Here is a 22906-nt window from a genome sequence, read left to right as displayed (position 1 = left end):
GCGGCCGTCGCCATGCGGGCGCGCGCGGAGGATCCGCCTGCCGACGCGAAGCTGCCTGATACGCTTGAAACTCACTGGATATCCCCGACCGCGCGCCCCTGAACGCGAGCCTCTAACGGCGCAAGGCGGTGAAGGTTCCTTCCGACATCGCAGAAGCTTGGCTTTAACGGTCTCGGATCTGGACCTTGTCAAAATTCATAACGTATACGATCAATGCGAGCGCAGACCGCTCGAGGGGAGAAACGCATGAGGATCCTGGCCGCCGCGATCAGCGCGCTCTTTCTGGCGACTCCGATCCTGGCGATGGGCGGCCCGGCCCAGGCGGCGACGCCCTATGAACAGCAGGTCGTACAGGGTGACTATGTCGTCTCGAACTTCGCCTTCAAGTCCGGCGAGACCCTGCCCAGCCTGAAGCTGCACTACCGCACGCTGGGCCAGCCCAAGCGTGATGCGCAAGGCCATGTGACCAATGCGGTGATGGTGCTGCATGGCACCGGCGGCACGGGCGCGCAGTTCCTGCAGCCGCAGTTCGCCGACGAGCTGTACGGCCCGGGCCAGCCGCTGGATATCACCCGCTACTACATCATTCTGCCGGACGGCATCGGCCATGGCGGCTCGTCCAAGCCCAGCAACGGCCTACGCGCCAAGTTCCCGCACTACGGCTATGCCGACATGGTCGAGGCCCAGCGACTGCTGCTGGTCGACGGCCTGAAGGTCGACCGCCTGCGCCTGCTGATGGGCACGTCGATGGGCTGCATGCACGGCTTCATGTGGGGTGAGCTGCATCCTGGATTCTCGAAAGCCATCATGCCGATGGCCTGCCTGCCGGTGCAGATCGCCGGCCTGAACCGGGTCTGGCGCAAGGCGGCGATGGAGTCGATCAAGGCCGACCCGGCCTGGCGCGGCGGCGACTACGACCAGCAGCCGGTGCTGGGGCTGCGCGGCGCGGTCAATCTGATGATCGTGGCCGGCTCGGCCCCGCCGGCCTGGCAACAGCAGGCGCCTACCCGCGACGCGGCCGACGCCTTCTTCGAGGATCGCTTCGCCAAGGACCTGCCCACGCGAGACGCCAACGACATGCTCTACCAGCTGGCCGCGTCGAGCGACTATGACCCGTCGGCGGACCTGGAGAAGATCACCGCGCCCATGACCTGGGTGAACTCCAGCGACGACTTCATCAACCCGCCCAGCCTGGGCATCGCCGAGCCGGCGGCCAAGCGGCTGAAGAACGGCAAGTTCATCCTGATCCAGGCCACGCCCGACACGCGCGGCCACGGCACCCACACCTGGGCCAAGTTCTGGAAGCAGGATCTGATCGAGCTGCTGGCCCGCTCCGAGAAGCCGTAAGGATCAGGTCGGCGAGGGGGCTTCCTCGGCCGAGACGTGGTTCAGGGCGATCACCCATCGCCCGTCCACCTTGCGCATCAGCCGGGTGTTGATCCCCCGCTGGGCCTGCCTGGGCCGGTTCAGCTCATAGCGGCTGATCAGCTGGGCGGCGTCGGGCCCGAGGATCTCGACCTTGATGTCGTAGAACCGAACTTCGCCGCGCGTGTCGGCCGAGGCGCCGTAGTCGCGGACATAGTGGTCCAGCGTGCCCTGCCAGCCGTTCTGGAACCGGCCCTTCGACACGAAGACCACGCCCGGATTGAGAAAGCCGGCCATGTAGCCGGCGAAGTCGCCGCGGTTCCACGCCGCCTGCATGTCGGCGATGACCTTGAGTATGGCGGCGGTGTCGGCCGCTTCGTCAGGGGCGCGCGCGCACTTCCCGGACGCGGCGGCCAGGGTTGGCGCCGCCGTCATGGCCAGCGCCAGCGCCGCCAGGCCGCGCCGACTGGCGCCTTCAATCGATCCGGCCATGCGCGACGAACTCCCTGTTTGCGACGCTGTTCATAAGGTATACGTTATTATAAATACCGGCGTCTGGGGAGGCGTGGAGTGCCAACCGTCCAGCCGACGTCCACGGGATGTCCGCTCAACGCGTTCCGGCTGAGCACGCCGCGACCGGCGGCCTCGGCGCGTTGGCCGCATGGCCTCCAAGCAAGTCCCGCAACATCAACTTTCGTCGGCCTCCATTGCCAGAAGAGGAGGCGGGGGAAGGCCGGTTCATGAGCGCGGCCTGACCAATAGAGCGGCAAGTCGCCCCCCGGACTTCCGACCCTTCACAAATCGGAAACACGGGCTTGACCATTTTCTGATCCAATATACCGTATTCTGTATACGGTAATCGGTCGGGTCGTTTCCCGCCCTGAACCCGTCTTAGACGGTGCTTGTCTTCGAGTGACGAGTATCGAGCGCTCTCGCATGTCCGAATGGCGGAACCTGGGGGCGTCGTTGCATCACGTAGTGAGAACTAACGGTCCGGAAATACCTACGACATCGATCAGAATTGGGGGATGAGCATGAGAAGTGGTGATCAGAATACGGGCGTGTCTCGGAAAAATCTTCGCTCTATCGTTCTATGTTCCAGCATGATCGGCGGGTGTCTGGCGATCGGCGCGCCCGCGCTGGCCCAGACAGCGCCCCAGGCCGAAGCGCCCGCGACGGTCGAGGAGATCATCGTCACCGGGTCTCGCCTGGTGCGAACCGACCTGACGGCGCCCAGCCCGACCACGGTGGTCGGCGAGATGGAGATCAAGCAGTCGGGCAACGTCACGCTCGAAAAGACCCTGAACCAGTTTCCGCAGCTGGCCTCGGGCAACACCTCCACCGTCAACAACGGCGGCGGCTCGGGCGTGCTGACCGCCAATCTTCGCGGCCTGGGTTCGACCCGGACCCTGGTGCTGGTCAATGGCCGACGGTTCATCCCGGCGAACTCGGCGGCGGACGTCGACCTGGCCAGCATCCCGGACACGCTGATCAAGCGCACCGAGATCATCACCGGCGGCGCCTCGGCGGTCTATGGCTCGGACGCCATCGCCGGCGCGGTCAACTTTATCCTGAAGGACAATTTCCAGGGCTTCGAGGCCTCGGGCCAGTACGGGGTCACCGACCGCGGGGACGCCAAGTCCAAGAAGCTGGACCTGACCATGGGCGCAAACCTGGACGGCGGGCGCGGCAATGTCGCCATGTCGCTGTCCTACACCAAGCAGGACCCGATCACCCAGAACGACCGCGACTTCTCCAAGGTCCCGCTGGGCGAGGTGAATGGCGCCCTGGTCTATTCGGGATCGGGCAGCATCCCTGGCACGCGTGTGCCGCTCAGCGCCAGCCAGCGCGCCCAGCTGGTCGGCGTCAACCTGACGCCCAGCGGGACCTGCACCTCGGTCACCGGCATCCGCTTCGGCGCCAACGGCGTGGTGCTTCCGTACTGCCAGCCTGAAGACACCTACAACTATGCGCCGTTCAACCTGCTGCAACGGCCGCTGGAGCGCTACAACGTCTCGACCATCAGCCACTACAACCTGACTGACCACGTCACGGCCTATGCCGAGGCGTTCTTCGTCAACTCGCGCAACAACTCGGTCCTGGCGCCGGACTCGTTCACGCCGGTGACGCCGGGCGCGGCGTCCTCGACCTTGCTGGTGCCCAACTACGCCACCAACGCCGCCCTGACGCCGGCGCTGCGGCAGTTCTTCGTCAGCAACGCCGCGATCTTCGATCCGAACCGCACCGGCACCGCCTCGGTGGTCGGGGGCGGCCGGCGCGCCGATGAACTCGGCACCCGCAACTCGTTCTACGAGCGCCAGTCCTACGAGATCACCACCGGCCTGCGCGGCGACTTCGACGTCCTGGACCACAACTGGCGCTGGGACGCCTTCTACCAGTACATGCGCAACCGCACGGACACCCACAACGAAGGCACGATCAACCAGACGCGCCTGAGCCAGGGCCTGGACGCCATCGTCAATTCGGCCGGCCAGGTGGTCTGCCGCAGCGGCGCGCAAGGCTGCGTTCCGGTGTCGATCTTCGGCCTGTCCTCCATCAGTCAGGCGGCCGGCAAGTTCCTGACCCCCGACCGCGACGCCCACGACATCTTCGAGCGTCAGGTCGGCGGCGGTTCGCTGAGCGGCTCGCTGTTCACCCTGCCGGCAGGTCCCGTCGCCATGGCGGTCGGCGCCGAATACCGCAAGGATCAGTACGCCTCGTCCCCCAGCGCCTTCGACCTGAACGGCGAATACGGCGCGGCGTCCTCGAACGCCCTGAAGGGTTCGTTCGACGTCAAGGAAGTCTTCGGCGAACTGCGCGTGCCGCTCCTGGCCGACCTGCCGTTCGTCAAGACCCTGGCCGTCGAGGGCGCGGCCCGCTACTCGGACTATTCCTCGATCGGCGGCGTCTTCGCCTGGAAGGCCGGCGGCGAGTATGCGCCGATCGACTGGGTCCGGTTCCGCGGCGCCTATAACCGCGCCATCCGCGCGCCCAACATCTCCGAACTCTATTCGGCGCGGGCGCAAGGCTTCACCGGCGGCGCCGATCCCTGCGCCACGGCGCAGAAGCCCACAGCCGCCCAGAAGCAGCTCTGCATCGCCCAGGGCGTGCCGGCCGCCGACATCGAGACCTTCACCCAGGCCACCCTGGGCCTCACCCAGGAAAGCGGCGGCAACCCGAACCTGACCGAGGAGAAGTCCAGCACCTTCACGATCGGCGCCGTCATCTCGCCGCCGATCATCCCGCGCCTGAACATCACGGTCGACTACTTCAACGTCGAGGTGAAGAACGCGATCACGACGATCAACGCCCAGCAGACGCTGAACGACTGCTTCACCAATCTCAATCTCAGCAGCGTTACCTGCCAGGCGGTCAGGCGCCTCCCCAGCGGCCAGATCGACTTCGTCCGCACCAGCAACAGCAATATCGGCCAGCTGAAGGTTCGCGGCGTCGACGCCCAGGTGGACTACAAGCTGCCGCTGCCGTCGATGCTGGAACTGGGCGGGCCGGCCAACCTGTCGCTGACCGCGGTGGCCAGCTGGCTGCTCGAACGCTCGACCCAGGTGCTGGTGAACCAGAAGCCGCAGGACTGCGCCGGCTTCTACGGCGCGGGCTGCTCCAGCGGCACCGGCGGCTTCATCACGCCGGACTTCAAGCTGAACGTCAGCGCCAACTACACCAGCGGCGACGTCACCCTGCGCCTGGCGGCCCGGATGATCGGCGAGCTGGAACTGTACCCGACCGCGACCAACGTCGTGAAGACGGTCGATCCCACCTGGTACGTCGATGGCTCGTTCGCCGTGAACGTGACCAAGCAGGTCAGCCTGTTCGGCGGGGTCAACAACCTGCTCGACAAGCAGCCGCCGATCCTGGGCACCACCCTGGTCGGCGACGCCAATACCGACGTGTCGCTCTTCGACACGCTGGGCCGGCGCTACTTCATGGGCGCGCGACTGCGCTTCTAGGCGAATGTTGAAGGCCGCGGGCGATGCGCTCGCGGCCTTTCGACCCTGGGGAGGGGGAAACGATGAAGAGACTGGCTCAAATGCTGCTGACCTCGGTCGCGGCGGTGATGGTGGCGGGCGCGCCGCTGAGCGCCGCCATGGCCGCGCCCCTGGACGACGCGCCGGCCGTCAAGGCCGGCAAGGTCGCCGATCCGATCCCGAAGCGGACGGAAGGGATCGGTCCGTTCAACCGCGTGGTGCTGCGCAACGTCACGATGATCGACGGCACCGGCGCTCCGGCCCAGGGGCCGGTCGACATCGTCCTGGTCAATGACCGCATCGCCGAGATCCGCACCATCGGGGCGCCCAAGGCGATCGACCCGTCGGCCCGCGCCGCCAACGGCGACTACGAGCTGGACCTGACCGGCTACTACGTGATGCCGGGCTTCGTGGACGCCCACGTCCACCTGCACGACCTCAACGACGCCCAGCATGTGCCGTCCGACTACATCCTCAAGCTCTGGATCGCCAACGGCGTCACCTCGGTGCGCGAGGTCGGCAGCAGCCGGCCGATCGAATGGCTGGCCGACATCAAGGCCCGCAGCGCCCGCAACGAGATCGTCGCGCCGCGCATCGACATCTATCCGTTCTTCCACAAGATCCGGACCACGCCGGTCAATGACCCTGTCCAGGCGCGCCTGGCCGTGCAGGAGGCCAAGGCGCGGGGCGCCGACGGCGTCAAGTTCATCGGCGGCTCCGAGGACGTGCTGTTCGCCGCCATCGAGGAGGCCCACAAGATCGGCCTCCACACGACCATGCACCACGCCCAGCCCAGCGTGGCCTTCGCCAACGTGCTGACCACGTCGGCGCACGGGCTGGAGTCGATGGAGCACTGGTACGGCCTGCCCGAGGCGATGTTCACCGACAAGCGCTTGCAGAGCTGGCCCACGGACTTCGTCAACAACGACGAGCAGGACCGCTTCGGCGAGTCCGGCCGGCTGTGGGCCCAGACCGCCGCGCCCGGCTCGGCCAAGTGGGAAGAGGTCATGCAGACCCTGCTGGACCGCAAGTTCACGCTGGACCCGACCTTCACCGCCTATCTGGCCAGCCGTGATCTCATGCGGATGAGCCGCGCCACCTGGCATGACGACTACACGATGCCGGCGCTGTGGGACTACTACCGCCCCAGCCGGGTCAATCACGGCTCGTACTGGTTCGACTGGACCACCGAGGACGAGGTGGCCTGGAAGGACAACTACCGCCTCTGGATGCGGTTCGTGAACGAGTACAAGAACCGCGGCGGGCGTGTCACGGTCGGCAGCGACAGCGGCTACATCTACAACCTCTATGGCTTCGGCTACGTCCAGGAGATGGAGCTGCTGCGCGAGGCCGGCTTCTCGTCGCTGGAGGTCATCCATTCGGCGACCCAGGAAGGCGCGCGGCTGCTGGGCCACGAGGACCAGGTCGGCACCATCCGCGTGGGCCGCAAGGCCGATCTCGTCATCGTCCAGGGCAATCCGCTGGCCAATCTGAAGCTGCTGTTCGGCACCGGCTCGCTGCGCCTCAACGACGACAGCGGCAAGGTCGAGCGGGTCGGGGGCGTGGCTTGGACCATCAAGGACGGCATCCTCTACGACGCCCGCAAGCTGCGCGAGGAGATCCGCCAGTCGGTGCTCAAGGAGAAAACGGCGCGGGGACTGCCCGCAGGTCCGATGCCGATCGAAGCAATCGACCTGACACACTGATTTTCCAAGGTTTGCGTGAAGTGGGAGTAGGGGCATGAACAAGGGTTCGATGATCGCGGCGCTGCTGGCCGCGACGATGCTGGCGGGAGCGGGTCATGCCGCCGCCCAGGCGTCCGCCGCCGACGCGCAGCTGAAGGCGCTGTACGAGCGGGAGTGGGCCTGGCGACAGGGCGAGCTGGGCCGGGTCCGCGACGACAACGGCCGCTGGGGCGACGGCGCCGATCACCTGCCCCGCGTCGACGCCAAGAGCCAGGCCGCGCGCCTGACCTACTGGACCGCCGTCCTGGCCGAGCTGGACAAGATCCCCGTCGCCCAGCTGTCTCCGGAGGAGAAGATCAACGCTGAGATCTTCCGCGCCTCGGTGAGGGCCCTGGCCGACAACGCCCGCTTCAAGACCTATGAGGCGCCGTTCAACGCCGACACCTTCTTCTGGTCGGGCCTGGCGCCGCGCGGGGCGCTGAAGACGACCCAGGACTATCGCAACTACATCGCCCGGATGCGCGACATCCCGCGCTATTTCGACGAGCAGACCGCCAATATGCGCAGTGGTCTGAAGCGCGGCTTCAGCGTGCCGCGCGTGGTGGTCACGGGCCGCGACAAGACCATCGAGCCCAACCTGTCGACCGGCGCGGACAATCCGTTCCTGGCTCCGTTCGCCGAGATGCCGGCCTCGATCCCGGCGCAGGAGCAGGCGGCCCTGAAGGCCGAGGCCCAGCAGGTGCTCACTGGAACGGTGATCCCGGCCTACGCCAAGCTGCTGGCCTTCATCCGCGACGAGTACATGAAGCAGGCCCGCACGAGCCTGGCGGCCGAGGCCGAGCCGGACGGCAAGGCCTTCTACCAGGCCCAGATCCAAGGCTTCACGACCCTGGACCTGACCCCTGAGCAGATCCACAAGATCGGCCTGGGAGAGGTCGCCCGGATCAGCGCCGAGATGGAGGCGGTGAAGGCGGAGACCGGCTTCAAGGGCACGATGCCCGAGTTCCTGAAGTTCCTGCGCACCGACCCGCAATTCTACCCGAAGACGCCCCGTGAGCTGCTGTCGTTCTCGGCCTATGTGGCCAAGCGCGTCGATGGCAAGCTGGCCGACACCATCGGCTTCCTGCCCCGCCGGCGCTTTTCGATCCTGCCCGTGCCGCCGGCGCTGGCCCCGATCTATACCGGCGGTCGCGGCGGTCTCGACAGCTGCCTGATGAACACCTACGACCTGCCGTCGCGGCCGCTGTATACCCTGACGGCCCTGACCCTGCACGAGTGCAATCCGGGCCATGCCTTCCAGGCGGCGGTGGCGGCCGAGGCCAAGAACCGCCCCGACTTCCGCCGCCAGACCTCGTTCTCGGGCTATGGCGAGGGTTGGGCGCTCTACATGGAGTGGCTGGGCGTGAAGATGGGCGTCTACGACACGCCCTATGAGAACTTTGGCCGGCTGTCCTACGAGATCTGGCGCGCCAGCCGCCTGGTGATCGACACCGGTATCCACCACTACGGCTGGACCCGTGAGCAGGCCCAGCAGTACCTGCGCGATCACACCGCGCTGTCCGAGCACGAGATCGAGACCGAGATCGACCGCTACATCGCCTGGCCCGGCCAGGCGGTCGCCTACAAGCTGGGCGAGATGGTGATCCGCAGGAAACGCGCCGAGGCCGAGGCCAAGCTGGGTCCGAAGTTCGACCAGCGCAATTTCCACGACGCGATCCTGGCGCTGGGCTCGGTGCCGCTGTCGACCCTGGAGGCGCGGCTGGACCAGTTCATCGCCGACGGCGGGGTCAATCCGCCCGGCTTCAACCCGGCCCTGCCTGAAACCAAGTAGAGGACAGGGTGGTGGACTTGATCGATCGACGCATGTTGCTGGCCATGGCCGGCGTAGCCGCCTCGGCGCCGTCGCTGCTGAGCGCCGCGCCCTTGGCGCCGCTGGGCCGGGCCAGCCCGTTGCCGCTGTCGGACGTGCGGCTGCTGGACTCGCCGTGGCTGGAGGCGGTGGAGGCCAATCGCCGCTACCTCCACGTCCTGGAGCCCGACCGGCTGCTGCATAACTTTCGAACCAGCGCCGGACTGCCGGCCAAGGGCGCGGTCTATGGCGGCTGGGAGAGCGACACGATCGCCGGCCACACCCTGGGCCATTACCTGACGGCCCTGTCGCTGATGTACGCCCAGACCGGCGACGCCGAGTGCAAGCGGCGGGTCGACTACATCGTCGGCGAGCTGGCGGTGGTCCAGGCCGCGCACGGCGACGGCTACGTGGCCGGCTTCACCCGCAAGCGCGGCGACATCGTCGAGGACGGCAAGGCGATCTTTCCCGAGCTGATCGCCGGCGACATCCGCTCGATGGGTTTTGATCTCAACGGCTGCTGGGTGCCGCTCTACAACTGGCACAAGCTCTTCGCGGGCCTGTTCGACGCGCAAGCCTATTGCGACAACCAACAGGCCCTGAAGGTCGCCGTGGCCCTGGGCGGCTATATCGACGCCGTCTTCGCCAAGCTTTCCGACGCTCAGGTGCAGACGGTGCTCGACTGCGAGCACGGCGGCATCAATGAGAGCTTCGCCGAGCTCTATGCCCGCACCCGCGATCCGCGCTGGCTGGCCCTGGCCGAGCGCCTGCATCACGCCAAGGTGCTGGACCCGCTCAGCCAGCGCCGCGACGCCCTGTCGTGGATCCACGCCAACACCCAGATCCCCAAGGTCATCGGCCTGGCGCGGCTGCATGAGCTGACCGGCAAGGCCGACCAGGCCGTGGCGGCGCACTTCTTCTGGGAGACGGTGACCCGCGACTACAGCTACGTGATCGGCGGCAATGCCGACCGGGAGTACTTCACCGCGCCGCGCACCATCTCGCGGCACATCACCGAGCAGACCTGCGAGAGCTGCAACACCTACAACATGCTGAAGCTGACCCGGCATCTCTATGGCTGGCAGCCGCGGGCGGCGATGTTCGACTATTACGAGCGCGCCCACATCAACCACATCCTGGCCCACCAGGACCCGTCGACCGGCATGTTCGCCTACATGGTGCCGCTGATGTCGGGCTCGGCGCGCAGGTTCTCGCGGCCGTTCGACGACTTCTGGTGCTGTGTGGGCTCGGGCATGGAGAGCCACGCCAAGCACGGCGACTCCATCTGGTGGCGCAGCGGCGACACCCTGCTGGTCAATCTCTACATCCCCTCGACCGCCCGCTGGGCCGAACAGGGGGCGAGGTTCCGGATGGAGACGGCCTATCCGTTCGGCGAGCGGGTCGAGATCGTGGTCGAGGACCTGGACAGCCCGATGGATGGGAAAGGCGAGTTCGGCCTGGCCCTGCGCATCCCCGGCTGGTGCCAGGGCGCGCGGGTCAGCGTCAATGGCGAGGCCATGTCGGCGGGACCGGCTGGCGACTACACAGTCCTGCGCCGGACCTGGCGCAAGGGCGACCGGATCACACTCGATCTGCCCATGAGGCTGCGCACCGAAGCCACGGTCGACGACTCCACGGTGCTCGCCGTTCTGAAGGGCCCGGTGGTCCTGGCCGCCGACCTGGGGCCGTCCAGCCAGCCCTATGACGGACCGGCGCCGGCCTTGGTCGCCCGCGATCCGCTGACGGGCTTCGTTCCTGTCGAGCCCGCCCTTGGCAAGTACCGCACCCAGGGGATCGGCAAGCCGGCCGACCTGTCGTTCGCGCCGTTCTACCAGCAGCGCGACCGCCGCACCGCCGTCTATTTCGCCACCTTCGACGAGGCCGGCTGGAAGCAGCAGCAGGTCGCCTACGCGGCCGAGCAGGCGCGCTTGCAGGACCTGGCGCGGCGCTCGGTCGACGTCATGCACCTGGGCGAGATGCAGGCCGAGCGCGATCACGGCCTGACCGCCAAGAACAGCTATGCCGTCACCTATCGCGGTCGCCACGGGCGCGATGCACGCACCTTCGGCTTCTTCGAATACAAGGCGGCGGTGAAGCCCGGGCCGCTTATCCTGCAAGCGACCTACTGGGGCGAGGAGCGCAATAAGCGTTTCGACATCCTGATCGACGGCGTCCGCATCGCAACCCAGGCGCTGACCGGTCAGCATCCGGGCGATTTCTTCGATGTCGACTATCCGATCCCAAGCGAATTGACCCGAGGCAAGGACGGCGTGACCGTGCGCTTCCAGCCCGCCGACGACGCGACCCGCTGTGGTCCGGTCTTCGGCGTGCGGGTCTATGCGCCGTCGGGATCTTCGAGAACAACCTGACCAGGGCATGGGGAGGAGGGGCGTTATGAAACGAGTTTCGGGATTGGCGATCGCGCTGGGCATGGCGCTGGTCGCTCAGCCGGTGTTGGCGCAGGCCCAAGCGGCGAAGCCGGCTATGAGCGCGGCGACGAGCGCCGACGCGCGCCTGAAGGCGCTGTATGACGCCGAGTGGAACTGGCGCGCCGAGGAGTTCGGCCGCGACGCCGACGACGAGGGCGGCGGGGCTGGCGACCGCCTGCTGCGCGTCGACGCCGCCAGCCAGCAGCGCCGGCTGGCCTACTGGACCAACGCCCTGGCCCAGCTGGACAAGATCCCCGTCGATCAGTTGTCGCCCGAGGAGAAGGTCAATGCCGCGGTGTTCCGCACCGCGCTGGAAGCCTTTGTCAGCCAGATCAGGTACAAGGAATACGAGGACCCGTTCGGCTTCTGGACCTGGATGGCGCCGCGCGCCGGCTTCGGGACCGTCGCCGAGTACCGGTCCTATCTCGGCCGGCTGCGCGACATGCCGCGCTATGTCGACGAGCAGATCGCCAACATGAAGGCCGGGCAGGCGCGCGGCTTCACCAAGGCCAGGGCCTCGATCGAGGGCCGTCACACCACGATCGCGCCGCTGGCCTCGGGCGATGCGGCGGCCAATCCGTTCTTCGGCCCGTTCGCCAACATGCCGTCGTCCATTCCGGCCGGCGAGCGCGACAAGCTGATGGAAGAGGGCAGGGCGGCCGTCACCGGCAGCGCCGCGCCGGCCTTCGGCAAGCTGCTGACCTATGTGCGCGACGACTACATCCCGCACGCTCGGACCAATACCGCCGCAGAGAGCCTGCCCGACGGCAAGGCCTTCTACCAGGCCAAGATCCGCGAATACACGACCACCGACCTGACCGCCGACCAGATCCACCAGATCGGCCTGAAGGAGGTGGCGCGCATCGACGCCGACATGCAGGCGACGATGAAGCAGGCCGGCTGGACCGGCGACTTCCAGGGCTTCCTGAAATACCTGAAGACCGACCCGCAGTTCTACGCCAAGACGCCCTACGAGCTGATCGCCAAGTCGGCCTATGTGGCCAACAAGGCCAATGGCCAGCTGAAGTTCACCATCGGCCTGCTGCCGCGCTATCGCTTCACCATCGTGCCGACGCCAGCGGCGGTGGCGCCGTTCGGGACGGGCGGCAACGGCGGCCTCGAGAGCTGCCTGATGAACACCTACAACCTGCCGGCCCGGCCGCTCTACACCATCCCGCCGCTGACCCTGCACGAGTGCGTGCCGGGGCATAGCTTCCAGGCGGCCCTGGCGCTGGAGGGCCCCAACCGCCCGGCGATCCGCAAGCGGACCTACTTCTCGGGCTATGGCGAGGGCTGGGCGCTCTACATGGAGTGGCTGGGCACCAAGATGGGCGTCTACGAGACGCCCTATGACGAGTTCGGCCGCGAGACCTACGAGATGTGGCGCGCCGCCCGCCTGGTGGTCGACACGGGCCTGCATCACATGGGCTGGTCGCGCCAGCAGGCGCTGGACTACCTGTCCAGCCACACCGCCCTGTCCGACCACGAGGTGACCATCGAGGTCGATCGCTACATCAACGATCCGGGCCAGGCCCTGGCCTACAAGCTGGGCGAGATGCTGATCCGCCGCAAGCGGGCCGAGGCGGAGGCCAAGCTGGGCGCCAACTTCGACCAGCGCTGGTTCCATGACGTGATCCTGGGCCTGGGCTCGGTGCCGCTGCCGACCCTGGAAAAGGCCATCGACGACTGGATCGCCGGCGGCGGCAAGAATCCCAACCCCGCGACCACTTCCTGACCCTAAGCCCTGAACACTTCCCGCCCGTCCTGGATGGAGACTTCCCTTGTTCGTTCGCTCTCTGATGCTTGTTTCCGCCCTGGCCCTGATGGCGGGCGCTCCAGCGGTCTCCCTGGCCCAGACCGCCGCGCCGGCCGCCGCCCCGACGGCGGCAGCGGCCAGCGACGCCGACAGCCGCCTGAAGGCGCTCTACGACACCGAGTGGGCCTGGCGGCAGAAGGAGTTCGGGCGACTGGCCAGCGGCGCGCCGTTCAGCGGCGGCGCCGCCCAACTGCAGCATGTCGATGCGGCCACCCAGGAGGCCCGCCTGGCCTACTGGACCAAGGCCCTGGCCGAGCTGAACAAGATCCCGGTCGACCAGCTGTCGCCCGAGGAGCAGATCAACGCGGCGGTGTTCCGCACCAGCCTTGAGGCCTTCGTCGCTCAGGGCAAGTACCGGACCTGGGAAGCGCCGTTCAACGCCGACAGTCAGTTCTGGTCCGGCCTGTCCGCGCGCAGCAGCTATTCCAGCGCCGAAGCCTATCGCCGCTACATCGGCCGCATGCGCGACGTCCCGCGCTATTTCGACGAGCAGATCGCCAACATGAAGGCCGGCGTGGCGCGCGGCTATACCGTCCCGCGCGAGGCCCTGAGCGGCCGTGACGCCACCATTGCCGCCTTCACCGATGTCGATCCGGCCAAGAACGGCTTCTACGAGGCGTTCGCCAACATGCCGTCGTCCATCCCGGCCGAGCAGCAGGAGGCCCTGCGCGCCGAGGCCCGGCAGGTGATCGCCCAGTCGGTGGCCCCGGCCTACCAGAAGCTGCTGGCCTATTATCGCAACGAGTACCTGCCCAAGGCCCGCAAGACGATCGCGGCCGAGGCCCTGCCGGACGGCAAGGCCTACTACCAGGCGCAGATCAGGGAGTTCACGACCACCGACCTGACCGCCGAGCAGATCCACAAGATCGGCCTGTCGGAGGTGGCGCGGATCTCGGCCGAAATGGAGAAGGTCAAGGAGCAGAGCGGCTTCAAGGGCGACATGCCCGCCTTCCTGAAGTTCCTGCGCACCGACCCGCAGTTCTACGCCAAGACCCCCGACGAACTGCTGGGCGTGTCGGCCTATGTGGCCAAGCGCGTGGACGGCAAGCTGAAGGACACCATCGGCCTTCTCCCGCGCTACCGCTTCACCATCGTGCCGGTGCCGGCCGCCATCGCGCCGTACTACACGTCCGGCCGGGGCGGGCTGGAATCCTGCCAGATGAACACCTACGACCTGCCGTCGCGGCCGCTTTACCAGATCCCGGCCCTGACCCTGCACGAGTGCAACCCCGGCCACAGCTTCCAGGCCGCCGTGGCGCTGGAGCAGACCGGCCGGCCGGCCTTCCGCAAGCAGACCTACTTCTCGGGCTATGGCGAGGGTTGGGCGCTCTACATGGAGTGGCTGGGGACCAAGATGGGCATCTACCGGACGCCCTATGAGGACTTCGGCCGCCTTTCGTTCGAGATGTGGCGCGCCGCGCGCCTGGTGATCGACACCGGCATCCACCACGACGGCTGGACCCGCCAGCAGGCCATCGACTACCTGGCCAGCCACACCGCGCTGGCCCAGCACGACATCGAGACCGAGGTCGACCGCTATATCAGCTGGCCCGGCCAGTCCCTGGCCTACAAGCTGGGCGAGCTGAGCATCCGCAAGAAGCGCGCCGAGGCCGAGGCCAAGCTCGGTCCCAAGTTCGACCAGCGCAAGTTCCACGACGTCATCCTAGCGCTCGGCTCGGTGCCGCTGCCGGTGCTGGAGGCGCGGATCGACAAGTACATCGCCGACGGCGGCGCGAGCCCGACGACGCCGGCCCCCTAAGACCTCCCCAGACCAGAAAACCAGACTTCCATCCGGAGATTTCGATGCGTGCGTATCCGCTCATAGCCGCCCTGGGCCTGGCCGCCCTCGCGGCTCAGCCCGTCCTGGCTCAAGAGAAACCGCCGGCCGCCGAGGCCCCGGCCAAGGCGCCTGAAAAGGCCAAGGGCGAGGCCGCCGACCTGGCCCAGGCTACCGCCGAGGAAGACGCCCAGCCCAAGCGCGGCTCGGTCACGGTCGCCGGCAAGGTCATCGGCTACACCGTCACCCCTGGCACGGTCGTCATCCGCAACGACGACGGCGAGGCGGTGGCCTCGATGTTCTACGTCGCCTATGTCGCCGACCGCCCCAAGGGCTCGGCGCCGCGTCCGGTGACCTTCACCTATAACGGCGGCCCGGGTTCCTCGAGCATGTGGCTGCACATGGGCTCGATCGGTCCGGTGCACGTGGAGACTCCGCTGGTCGATGTCGCCGCGCCCGCGCCCTACAAGATCACCGAGAACCACGAGACGATGCTGGACAAGACCGACATCGTCTTCATCGACGCCATCGGCACCGGCCTGTCGCGGCCGATCGGCAAGTCGAAGGGACCGGAGTTCTATGGCGTCGACCAGGACATCGACGCCTTCGCGCGCGGCGTCATGCGCTACCTGACCATCAACGACCGCTGGGACAGCCCCAAGTTCCTGTTCGGCGAGAGCTACGGCACCCTGCGCTCGGCCGGCCTGGTTCACGCCCTGCAGGAGCGCGGCGTGCAGGTGAACGGCGTCGTCCTGCTGTCGTCGATCCTGAACTACGGCGTCCGCCAGCCGGGCTTCGACCAGATCTTCGTCACCTACCTGCCCAGCTACGCGGCCACGGCCTGGTACCACAACCGCCTGCCAAACCGCCCGGCGACCCTGGAACCGTTCCTGACCGAGGTGCGCGAATGGGCCCGTGGTCCTTACGCCACCGCCATGGCCAAGGGCTCGGACCTCAGCGACGCCGAGCGCGCCGCCATCGCCAAGCAGATGAGCGCCTATACCGGCCTGTCGGAGAAGTTCCTGCTCAGCGTCGATCTGCGCGTCGAACTTTCGCGGTTCCGCAAGGAGCTGCTGCGTGACCAGGCCCGCACGGTCGGCCGCCTGGACTCGCGCTTCAAGGGCATCGACGTGGACGCCGGCGGCGACAGCCCCGAGTTCGACGCCACCGACACCTCGATCAGCGGGGCCTATATCGGCGCGCTGAACAAGTATCTGTTCGGCACGCTGGGCTACAAGACCAAGCTCAGCTACCGGCCGAACTACTACGCCCAGATCGGCGGCGGGAAGTGGGACCAGAAGCACAAGGCGCCGGGCGCTCGTGGTGGCGGCGGCCAGATGGCCCTGGCCGACACGGCCCTCGACCTGTCGATGGCCATGCGCCAGAACCCGAAGCTGAAGGTGCTGTCGCTGAACGGCTATTACGACATGGCCACGCCGTTCTTCGGAGCGGAGTACGACCTGAAGCACATGCAGATCGACCCGACCCTGCAGAAGAACCTGACCTATAAGTACTACGAGTCCGGCCACATGGTTTACATCAACCCGGCGGTCACCACGCAGTTCAAGAAGGACCTGGACGGCTTCTACGACAGCGCGAAGCAAAGCAACTAAACGGGCCGCTCTGCTGACTGAAGACGCTCCCGATCACACCGATCGGGAGCGTTTTTCGTTTCAGCGCGCCGCCACCGGGGTGACCATCGCGCGGGCGTTCCAGTTCGGCGGCTCCTGGCCGGCCAGGTGGCGCAGGAAGAACTCGAATTCCTTGCGCTGGCCGTAGTCGATCGGGCCGGTGGAGCGGCCGACCGAGTGGCCTTCGCCGGGCACGACTAGCAGGTCGAATTCCTTGTCGGCCTTGATCAGGGCGTCGGCGAACTGCAGGGTCGAGGCGGGGTCGACGTTCTTGTCCTGCTCGCCGACGATCATCAGCAGCTTGCCCTGCAGCCGCCAGGCGTTGTCGATCGCCGAGGCGGCCGAATAGCTCTGGTCGACGGGCCAGCCCAGCCACTGCTCGTTCCAGCTGATCTTGTCCATGCGGTTGTCGTAGCAGCCGGCGAAGGCCACCCCGACCTTGTAGAATTCCGGATGGTAGAGCAGGGCCAGGGCGGTCGACTGGCCGCCAGCCGAGCCGCCGTAGATGCCGACGCGGTTTACGTCGTACCAGGGATACTTGGCCGCAACGGCCTTGTGCCAGAGGATGCGGTCGGGGAAGCCGGAGTCGGCCAGGTTCTTCCAGGCCACGTCGTGGAAGGCCTTCGAGCGGTTCAGCGTGCCCATGCCGTCGATCTGGACGACGATAAAGCCAAGGTCGGCCAGCGACTGCATGCCCACCACCTTGTCGCCGCCCGCGTGATAGCCGAACGGCCACCAGGTCTTGGGCACGAAGCTGGCGTGCGGGCCGGCATAGATGTTCTCGATCACCGGATAGCGCCTGGTTGGATCGAAATTCCGTGGACGGACGATCAGGCCATAGATGTCAGTCTTGCCGTCGCGGCCCTTGGCGACGAACGGCTCGGGCGGCTTGAAGCCGGCGGCGACCAGCTGGCTGATGTCGGGCTTTTCCAGCGTGGCGACCAGGCCCAGGTCGCTAGTGCGGCGCAGCTCCGAGACCGGCGGCAGGTCGATGCGCGAGTAGGTGTCGACATAGAGGCTGGCGTCTGGCGACAGGGCCACGTCGTGATAGGCGTCGGCGGTGGTCAGGGCCGTCAGTCCCTTGCCGTCGAAACCGATGCGGTAGACGTGCTGGAAGTAGGGATCCTGGCCGGCGACCATGCCGCTGGCGGCGAAGTAGATCTGGCGCTTGGCCTCGTCGACCTTCAACACCTGGCGCACCACCCACGGGCCTTTGGTGATCTGGGTCTTCACCGCGCCCGTCTTGCCGTCGAACAGGTAGAGGTGGTTCCAGCCGTCGCGCTCGGACATCCACAGGACCTCGCGGCCGTTGTCGATGTCCTGCCGGAAGCGGCGGCCTTCGTTGATGAAGGTCTTGGCCGTCTCGGTGACCACGGCGCGCGGTGCGCCGGTCTTGGCGTCGATCTCGATGACGCGGGCCAGTTGGTGGCCGCGCTGTTCGTAGATGAAGGACACCGTGGCGCTGTCCTTGCGCCACTCCAGCTTGGAGAGGTCGTAAGGGTTGGCGAACAGGTCGCTCGGCGTCGACAGCGGCTTGCCCTCGGCGACCTGGAAGATGACCGGCTGCTCGATGTCCACAGCATCGCCGGGCTTGGGATAGAGCTGGGTCTGGAGCTTGGGCTGCACCTGGTCGGCGGGGCGGGCCTCGACGCGGGTGACGATGCGGCGGAAGCCGGGACGCACGCGGTAGGCGGCCAGCTTGGCGGAGTCCGGCGACCAGACGATCGATTCCGGATCGTAGAAGTTGGCGTCCGAGCCGTCGGTGCTGAGCCGCTTCCAGGCGCCGCCGACCGGGCGCACGGCGATGTTGAAGTTCTCGACATGGGCCTCCCACTGGCCGTCAGGCGAGCGGCGAGGGTGGTTATCGGCGGGGACGGAGAGGTCGCGCACCACGCCGAAGCCGCTGGGGCGGCCCGATCTCGGCGCTTCGGCGCACGTGAAGTCGGTCAGCGCACAGCGCCAGCCGGTCTCGTTGAACGAAAAGCGGATCGCCGCGCCGTTGTCGGCGAAGGTAAAGCTCTCGAACGGCAGCCGCAGCGGGTCGAAGCTCGCGCCCGCGGCCTTGCCTAGGCCCGCCGCGATACGGGCTTGGTCGAAACTGGGCGTCTTGGCGCCGGTCTTCACGTCGTAGGTCACGAAGGCGAAGCCGCCCTCGACGGTCTTGCGGTAGAAGAGCTTGTCGTCGCCCGACCAGGCGGCCGGATCGGCGATGTCGCGCGTCAGGTACATCTGCGTCTCGCGCAGCCGCAGAGAGCGGGTCATGTCCTGAGCGGTGACTTGGCTCAGGGCCGGCGTCGCCTGCACGGCCAACGCCAATAGGATCATTCCGCCAGTCCGCATGTACAGTCCCCAGGACGCTCGTCGAGTTATCGTATTATGTATACGGTGGGGCTTGGCGAGGTGAAGCCCAAAGGGGAGGGAAGCATGTCGGTATTTCGCAAGACGCTGGCCGGGACGGCCCTGACGCTGCTGCTGGCGGCGCCGCTGCACGCCCAGACGACGGCGCAGCCGCTCCAGCAGACCGAGTCCGACGGCTATACCCGTTACGAACTGCTCGGCCCGGGCAGTCACAAGTTCCGGATCGTCTACGAGATCACCGCTAGCACGCCCGGCGCGACCGCCTACTACAACCCGATCCGGCAGGGGAGTGTGGCCACCGACGAGCGGGTCAATGACCGCGCCACCGGCAAGCCGCTGAAGTTCGAGGTCGTGCCCGGCGATGTCGCCAAGGCCGGCGGCGTGCGTGGCGCGAGCCCCGACGGCAGCTACATCCGCGTCGAGCTGGCCCGTCCCGTGCCGGCCGACGGCGGCGAGGGCCGGGTGCTGATCGACAAGACCTACGAGGACGCCAAGAGCTACTATCAGGAGGGCGACCTGATCGTCTTCGACCGGCCGCTGGGCGTGAAGCGCAACGCGGTGGTCCTGCCGGCCGGCTATGAGCTGGTGTCCTGCAACTATCCGGCCCAGGTGCTGCAGGAGGCCGACGGCCGCATCAAGATCGCCTTCTGGAACAACACTCCAGCCCAGGCCCCGCTGGTCATCAAGGCGCTGCCCTCGCCGAACCTGAAGCCGGCTGTCTCCTCCCTGGCCAAGGCGCTGGACGAGCGCGCCTACCAGAACCGCGAGATCATGTATTTCCTGCAGCCGCCGGAAACCCACAGCTTCGATCTCTATCACGACTACACCGAGACCCGGCCGGGCGTGGGCGTCTATGTCAACGTCGTGCGGGCCGGCAGCGCCGCGTCAAAGCCGTCGGCGCGCGATCTCGACACCGGGGCGGCCCTGAAGTGGGAGATGCTGAAGGGGAACGACATCCTGAAGGCCGCGCCCGACCAGAAGGGCGTCACGCCCGAGACGGAGGCGATCGTCTTCCACTTCGATCCCGTGAAGGCAGGTCAGAGTGCGCGCCTGCGCTTCAGCGAGACCTATACCGACGCCGAGCGCTACAAGCTGGTCGGCGACGAACTGGTCTGGCGGCGCGCGTTCGGCAGGCCGCTGAACACCGTGGTGTTGCCCGCCGGCTGGGTGCTGACCAACAGCTCGGTCCCCGCCACGGTCAAGACCCAGGCTGATGGCCGCGTCCAACTGGAGTTCATCAACCCCCGCACGGACGAGATCGACACCATCATCACGGCGCGGCGGCGCTGATCCGAGAGCGTTAGGCCGACAGCTGCTGCTGCAGGTCCTTCATCGTACCGCGAATGTGGGCGGCTGTCAGGGACTCGACCTTGGCCGCGTCGCCCCGGAGCCAGACGTCCAGCAGCTCGCGATGCTCCTCGGCGGCGCGGGCCTCGCGGCCGTACGGCTCCAGGTGGACGCGCACATAGCGCTCGGCCAGGACCTGAAGGCGCTCCAGCAGCTGGTAGGTGACCAGGCCGCCAGAGGGGCGGATCATCGCCATGTGGAAGGCGCGGTTCATCGACACGTGGTCGCCCGGCGCGCCGGTCTGCTGGGCCGTTTCGAGCGCCGCCAGGGCGGTCTTGACCTTCTGCTGGTCCTCGGGCGTGGCCTTCTTGGATCCGGCGGCCGTGGCGCTGGGCTCCAGCTTCAGGCGCAGCTCGAACACCTCGTTGGCCTCGTCCGCCGACAGCGGCCGCACCACATAGCCGCGGTTGGGATAGGAGCTGAGCAGCCCGTCCTGCTCCAGCCGGCTCAGAGCCTCGCGCAGCGGAATCTTGCTGACCCCCAGCTCCTCGGCGATCGTGTCCTGTCGCACCGGCGTCCCCGGACCCATCTGGCCCATCAGGATGCGCTTGCGGACCAGCTCGTAGGTCTGGTCGGAGAGGGTGCGGACGACGATGGTCATCGGGTGGGCGTATCTCTGAAGAAGCACAAAGGCTTGGCGACGCGACGCGCGCCCTTAACGGTCATAGGTCCCTGTAACCGGCCAGTGCAAATAAGAAATCGCCGTCCACGCTTTAAACGACTTGAAAACCTCGCCAGAACTGGTCGGCCTGATCGATCCAGATCGTATTGAAGCCCGTCGAGATCGCCGAGCCCTCGACGGACGGAATGATCGCGGGCTGGTCCCCGATCGTCGTTTCCGCTTCGACCTTGCCGATGAAACGGCTGCGAATGAAGCTCTCGTGCACGAAGGTCTCGCCGACCTTGAGCCTGTTCTTGGCGTGAAGGTGGGCCAGGCGGGCCGAGGTGCCGGTGCCGCAGGGGCTGCGGTCGATGGCCTTGTCGCCATAGAACACCGCGTTACGCCCATCGGCGTCTTCGGCGCTGGGGCCGTCGGCCCACAGCACGTGGCTGACGCCACGGATGGTCGGGTCCAGCGGGTGGACCGGGGTGGTCTTCTCGCGCACCAGTTCGCGGACGATGGGGCTGTAGTGCAGGATGTCCTGGGCGCTGAACGCCTCGAGACCCGTATAGGCGCCCTGCGGCTCGACGATGGCGTAGAAGTTGCCGCCATAGGCGACATCCAGCTTCAGAGGGCCCAGGCCCGGAACGTCGATCTCGATGTCGGTCACCGCCAGATAGCCCGGCACGTTGACGATCTTCACCGCCGTGACCTTGTCGCCTTGCGTCCTGTACTCGATGTCGATGACGCCGGCCGGCACTTCCAGCTTCAGGCGGCCCGGGACGCGCGGGGTGATCAGGCCGTTCTCCAGGGCGAAGGTGACCATGCCGATCGTGCCGTGGCCGCACATCGGCAGGCAGCCGCTGGTCTCGACGAACAGGATGCCGGCCTCGGTGTCTTCGCGGGTCGGCGGATAGAGGAAGCCGCCGGACATCATGTCGTGGCCGCGCGGTTCGAACATCAGGCCCGTGCGGATCCAGTCGAAGCGCTCCAGGAAGTCCTGGCGCCGCTCGCTCATCGACGCGCCCCGGAGCAGGGGCGCGCCGCCGACGATCAGCCGTACGGGATTGCCGGCGGTATGGCCGTCAATACAGAAGAAAATGTGACGCATGGCTGATGGGGATTCCTAACCGACGGGACGGGTCGCCGCGGCCTTCTCGACCATGGCCGTCACCTCGGCGCGACGGGCTCCGGCCAGCGGCAGGCGCGGCGCGCGGACGCGCTCGGAGCCCCGGCCCATGATCTGCTCGGCCAGCTTGATAGACTGGACGAGATCATGTTCGGCGTCGAGGTGCAGCAGCGGCATGAACCAGCGGTAGATCTTCAGGGCCTCGACCAGGTCGCCGCGGTCGATGGCGGCCACCAGGGCCACCGATTCCTGCGGGAAGGCGCTGGTCAGGCCCGAGACCCAGCCGTGGGCGCCCAGCAACAGGCCTTCCAGCGCGACGTCGTCCAGGCCGGCCATCAGGATGTAGCGATCGCCGAACACGTTGAGCAGGTCGGTGAAGCGGCGGGTGTCGGGCGCGCTTTCCTTGACGGCCACGATGTTGGGCACGTCGGCCAGGCGCTGCAGCACGCTGGTGGTGATCGAGACGCGATAGGCCGGCGGGTTGTTGTAGAGCATGAGCGGCAGGCTGGTCGCCGCCGCGACCGTGCGGAAGTGATTCTCCAGCTCCAGCTCCGTCGGCACATAGACCATGGCCGGCAGCACCATCAGGGCGTCGGCGCCGATCGCTTCGGCGTCCTTGGCGAACTTGGCGGCGCGGTCGGTGGTCATTTCAGAGACACCGACCACTACCGGAACGCGCCCCGCGACCACTTCCACGGCGGATTTCAGCGCGGCGCGCTTCTCATCGGCGTCAAGCGAGTTGTTTTCGCCGCAGGTGCCGAGCACGATGAGCCCGTGGACGCCGTCCTTGATCAGGGCGTCGAGGACGCCCTGACTCGCCTCGAAGTCGATCGACGAGTCCGCATTGAATTGAGTGGTCGCCGCTGGATAGACGCCGCGCCAGGAGATCGAATTCATACCGCTTGCACCTCTGTGATGTTCGTCTACCATATACGA

14 protein-coding genes are annotated in these 22906 nt (G+C 67.1%); 9 read left to right on the top strand and 5 right to left on the bottom strand.

Translation table 11 applies throughout. The features are described from left to right. Nucleotides 1-246: 246 nt before the first annotated feature. Complete coding sequence (locus CSW62_RS15680) at nucleotides 247-1347, top strand: alpha/beta fold hydrolase (protein WP_099579357.1); 1101 nt, start codon at nucleotides 247-249, stop codon at nucleotides 1345-1347. Nucleotides 1348-1350: 3 nt separating this feature from the next. On the opposite strand, the gene CSW62_RS15675 is transcribed toward CSW62_RS15680, so the two are convergent. Further along, nucleotides 1351-1857, bottom strand: a complete 507-nt coding sequence (locus tag CSW62_RS15675) for an SgcJ/EcaC family oxidoreductase (RefSeq protein ID WP_233206700.1) — start codon at nucleotides 1855-1857, stop codon at nucleotides 1351-1353. A gap of 611 nt (nucleotides 1858-2468) precedes the next feature. Between CSW62_RS15675 and CSW62_RS15670 the strand changes: the two genes are divergently transcribed. From CSW62_RS15670 to CSW62_RS15640, 7 genes are all read left to right on the top strand, one after another. Continuing rightward, the gene (locus CSW62_RS15670) at nucleotides 2469-5330 is read left to right on the top strand and encodes a TonB-dependent receptor domain-containing protein (protein WP_199170620.1); all 2862 of its coding nucleotides are present in this window, start codon (nucleotides 2469-2471) and stop codon (nucleotides 5328-5330) included. Nucleotides 5331-5392: 62 nt separating this feature from the next. After that, nucleotides 5393-7054 carry an amidohydrolase family protein gene (locus CSW62_RS15665; protein ID WP_199170619.1) on the top strand — a complete coding sequence of 554 codons (1662 nt, stop codon included), beginning with the start codon at nucleotides 5393-5395 and terminating at the stop codon, nucleotides 7052-7054. Between the two features lie 34 nt (nucleotides 7055-7088). After that, on the top strand, nucleotides 7089-8864 hold the full coding sequence (locus CSW62_RS15660; RefSeq protein ID WP_099579353.1) for a DUF885 family protein: 1776 nt from the start codon (nucleotides 7089-7091) through the stop codon (nucleotides 8862-8864). An 11-nt stretch (nucleotides 8865-8875) separates the two neighbouring features. Beyond that, nucleotides 8876-11251 carry a glycoside hydrolase family 127 protein gene (locus tag CSW62_RS15655; protein ID WP_233206699.1) on the top strand — a complete coding sequence of 792 codons (2376 nt, stop codon included), beginning with the start codon at nucleotides 8876-8878 and terminating at the stop codon, nucleotides 11249-11251. Nucleotides 11252-11276: 25 nt separating this feature from the next. Next, nucleotides 11277-13046 (top strand): DUF885 family protein, encoded by a 1770-nt coding sequence (locus CSW62_RS15650; RefSeq protein WP_099579351.1) that lies wholly within the window; start codon nucleotides 11277-11279, stop codon nucleotides 13044-13046. Between the two features lie 46 nt (nucleotides 13047-13092). Next, on the top strand, nucleotides 13093-14886 hold the full coding sequence (locus tag CSW62_RS15645; RefSeq protein WP_369827487.1) for a DUF885 family protein: 1794 nt from the start codon (nucleotides 13093-13095) through the stop codon (nucleotides 14884-14886). A gap of 44 nt (nucleotides 14887-14930) precedes the next feature. Further along, nucleotides 14931-16517: a S10 family peptidase gene (locus tag CSW62_RS15640; protein WP_099579347.1), complete on the top strand. Its 1587-nt coding sequence runs from the start codon at nucleotides 14931-14933 to the stop codon at nucleotides 16515-16517. Nucleotides 16518-16577: 60 nt separating this feature from the next. Here the strand turns inward: CSW62_RS15640 and CSW62_RS15635 are convergent, their stop codons facing one another. Continuing rightward, nucleotides 16578-18860: a S9 family peptidase gene (locus CSW62_RS15635; protein ID WP_099579345.1), complete on the bottom strand. Its 2283-nt coding sequence runs from the start codon at nucleotides 18858-18860 to the stop codon at nucleotides 16578-16580. A 99-nt stretch (nucleotides 18861-18959) separates the two neighbouring features. Here CSW62_RS15635 and CSW62_RS15630 point away from each other — a divergent pair, with 99 nt between their 5' ends. Then, a complete protein-coding gene (locus CSW62_RS15630) occupies nucleotides 18960-20183 on the top strand; it encodes a hypothetical protein (protein ID WP_099579343.1) in 1224 nt (407 codons plus the stop codon). Between the two features lie 10 nt (nucleotides 20184-20193). Here CSW62_RS15630 and CSW62_RS15625 read toward each other — a convergent pair whose 3' ends face one another. From CSW62_RS15625 to CSW62_RS15615, 3 genes are all read right to left on the bottom strand, one after another. Further along, a complete protein-coding gene (locus tag CSW62_RS15625; protein ID WP_099579341.1) occupies nucleotides 20194-20841 on the bottom strand; it encodes a GntR family transcriptional regulator in 648 nt (215 codons plus the stop codon). A gap of 112 nt (nucleotides 20842-20953) precedes the next feature. Continuing rightward, a complete protein-coding gene (locus CSW62_RS15620; protein ID WP_099579339.1) occupies nucleotides 20954-21952 on the bottom strand; it encodes a 4-hydroxyproline epimerase in 999 nt (332 codons plus the stop codon). A 15-nt stretch (nucleotides 21953-21967) separates the two neighbouring features. Then, on the bottom strand, nucleotides 21968-22867 hold the full coding sequence (locus CSW62_RS15615; protein WP_099579337.1) for a dihydrodipicolinate synthase family protein: 900 nt from the start codon (nucleotides 22865-22867) through the stop codon (nucleotides 21968-21970). Nucleotides 22868-22906 lie beyond the last annotated feature (39 nt).

Origin of the sequence: Caulobacter sp. FWC2, from assembly GCF_002742625.1 — a bacterium.
Classification (GTDB): Bacteria; Pseudomonadota; Alphaproteobacteria; order Caulobacterales; family Caulobacteraceae; genus Caulobacter.
Note: the sequence above shows the minus strand (reverse complement) of the source record. Positions and strands in the feature narration are given on the sequence as shown.

Bases quoted from the DNA above. Each gene is read 5' to 3' on its own strand.
- CSW62_RS15680 (WP_099579357.1), top strand. From the start codon at position 247: ATGAGGATCCTGGCCGCCGCGATCAGCGCGCTCTTTCTGGCGACTCCG.
- CSW62_RS15675 (WP_233206700.1), bottom strand. From the start codon at position 1,857: ATGGCCGGATCGATTGAAGGCGCCAGTCGGCGCGGCCTGGCGGCGCTG.
- CSW62_RS15670 (WP_199170620.1), top strand. From the start codon at position 2,469: ATGATCGGCGGGTGTCTGGCGATCGGCGCGCCCGCGCTGGCCCAGACA.
- CSW62_RS15665 (WP_199170619.1), top strand. From the start codon at position 5,393: ATGAAGAGACTGGCTCAAATGCTGCTGACCTCGGTCGCGGCGGTGATG.
- CSW62_RS15660 (WP_099579353.1), top strand. From the start codon at position 7,089: ATGAACAAGGGTTCGATGATCGCGGCGCTGCTGGCCGCGACGATGCTG.
- CSW62_RS15650 (WP_099579351.1), top strand. From the start codon at position 11,277: ATGAAACGAGTTTCGGGATTGGCGATCGCGCTGGGCATGGCGCTGGTC.
- CSW62_RS15640 (WP_099579347.1), top strand. From the start codon at position 14,931: ATGCGTGCGTATCCGCTCATAGCCGCCCTGGGCCTGGCCGCCCTCGCG.
- CSW62_RS15635 (WP_099579345.1), bottom strand. From the start codon at position 18,860: ATGATCCTATTGGCGTTGGCCGTGCAGGCGACGCCGGCCCTGAGCCAA.
- CSW62_RS15630 (WP_099579343.1), top strand. From the start codon at position 18,960: ATGTCGGTATTTCGCAAGACGCTGGCCGGGACGGCCCTGACGCTGCTG.
- CSW62_RS15625 (WP_099579341.1), bottom strand. From the start codon at position 20,841: ATGACCATCGTCGTCCGCACCCTCTCCGACCAGACCTACGAGCTGGTC.
- CSW62_RS15620 (WP_099579339.1), bottom strand. From the start codon at position 21,952: ATGCGTCACATTTTCTTCTGTATTGACGGCCATACCGCCGGCAATCCC.
- CSW62_RS15615 (WP_099579337.1), bottom strand. From the start codon at position 22,867: ATGAATTCGATCTCCTGGCGCGGCGTCTATCCAGCGGCGACCACTCAA.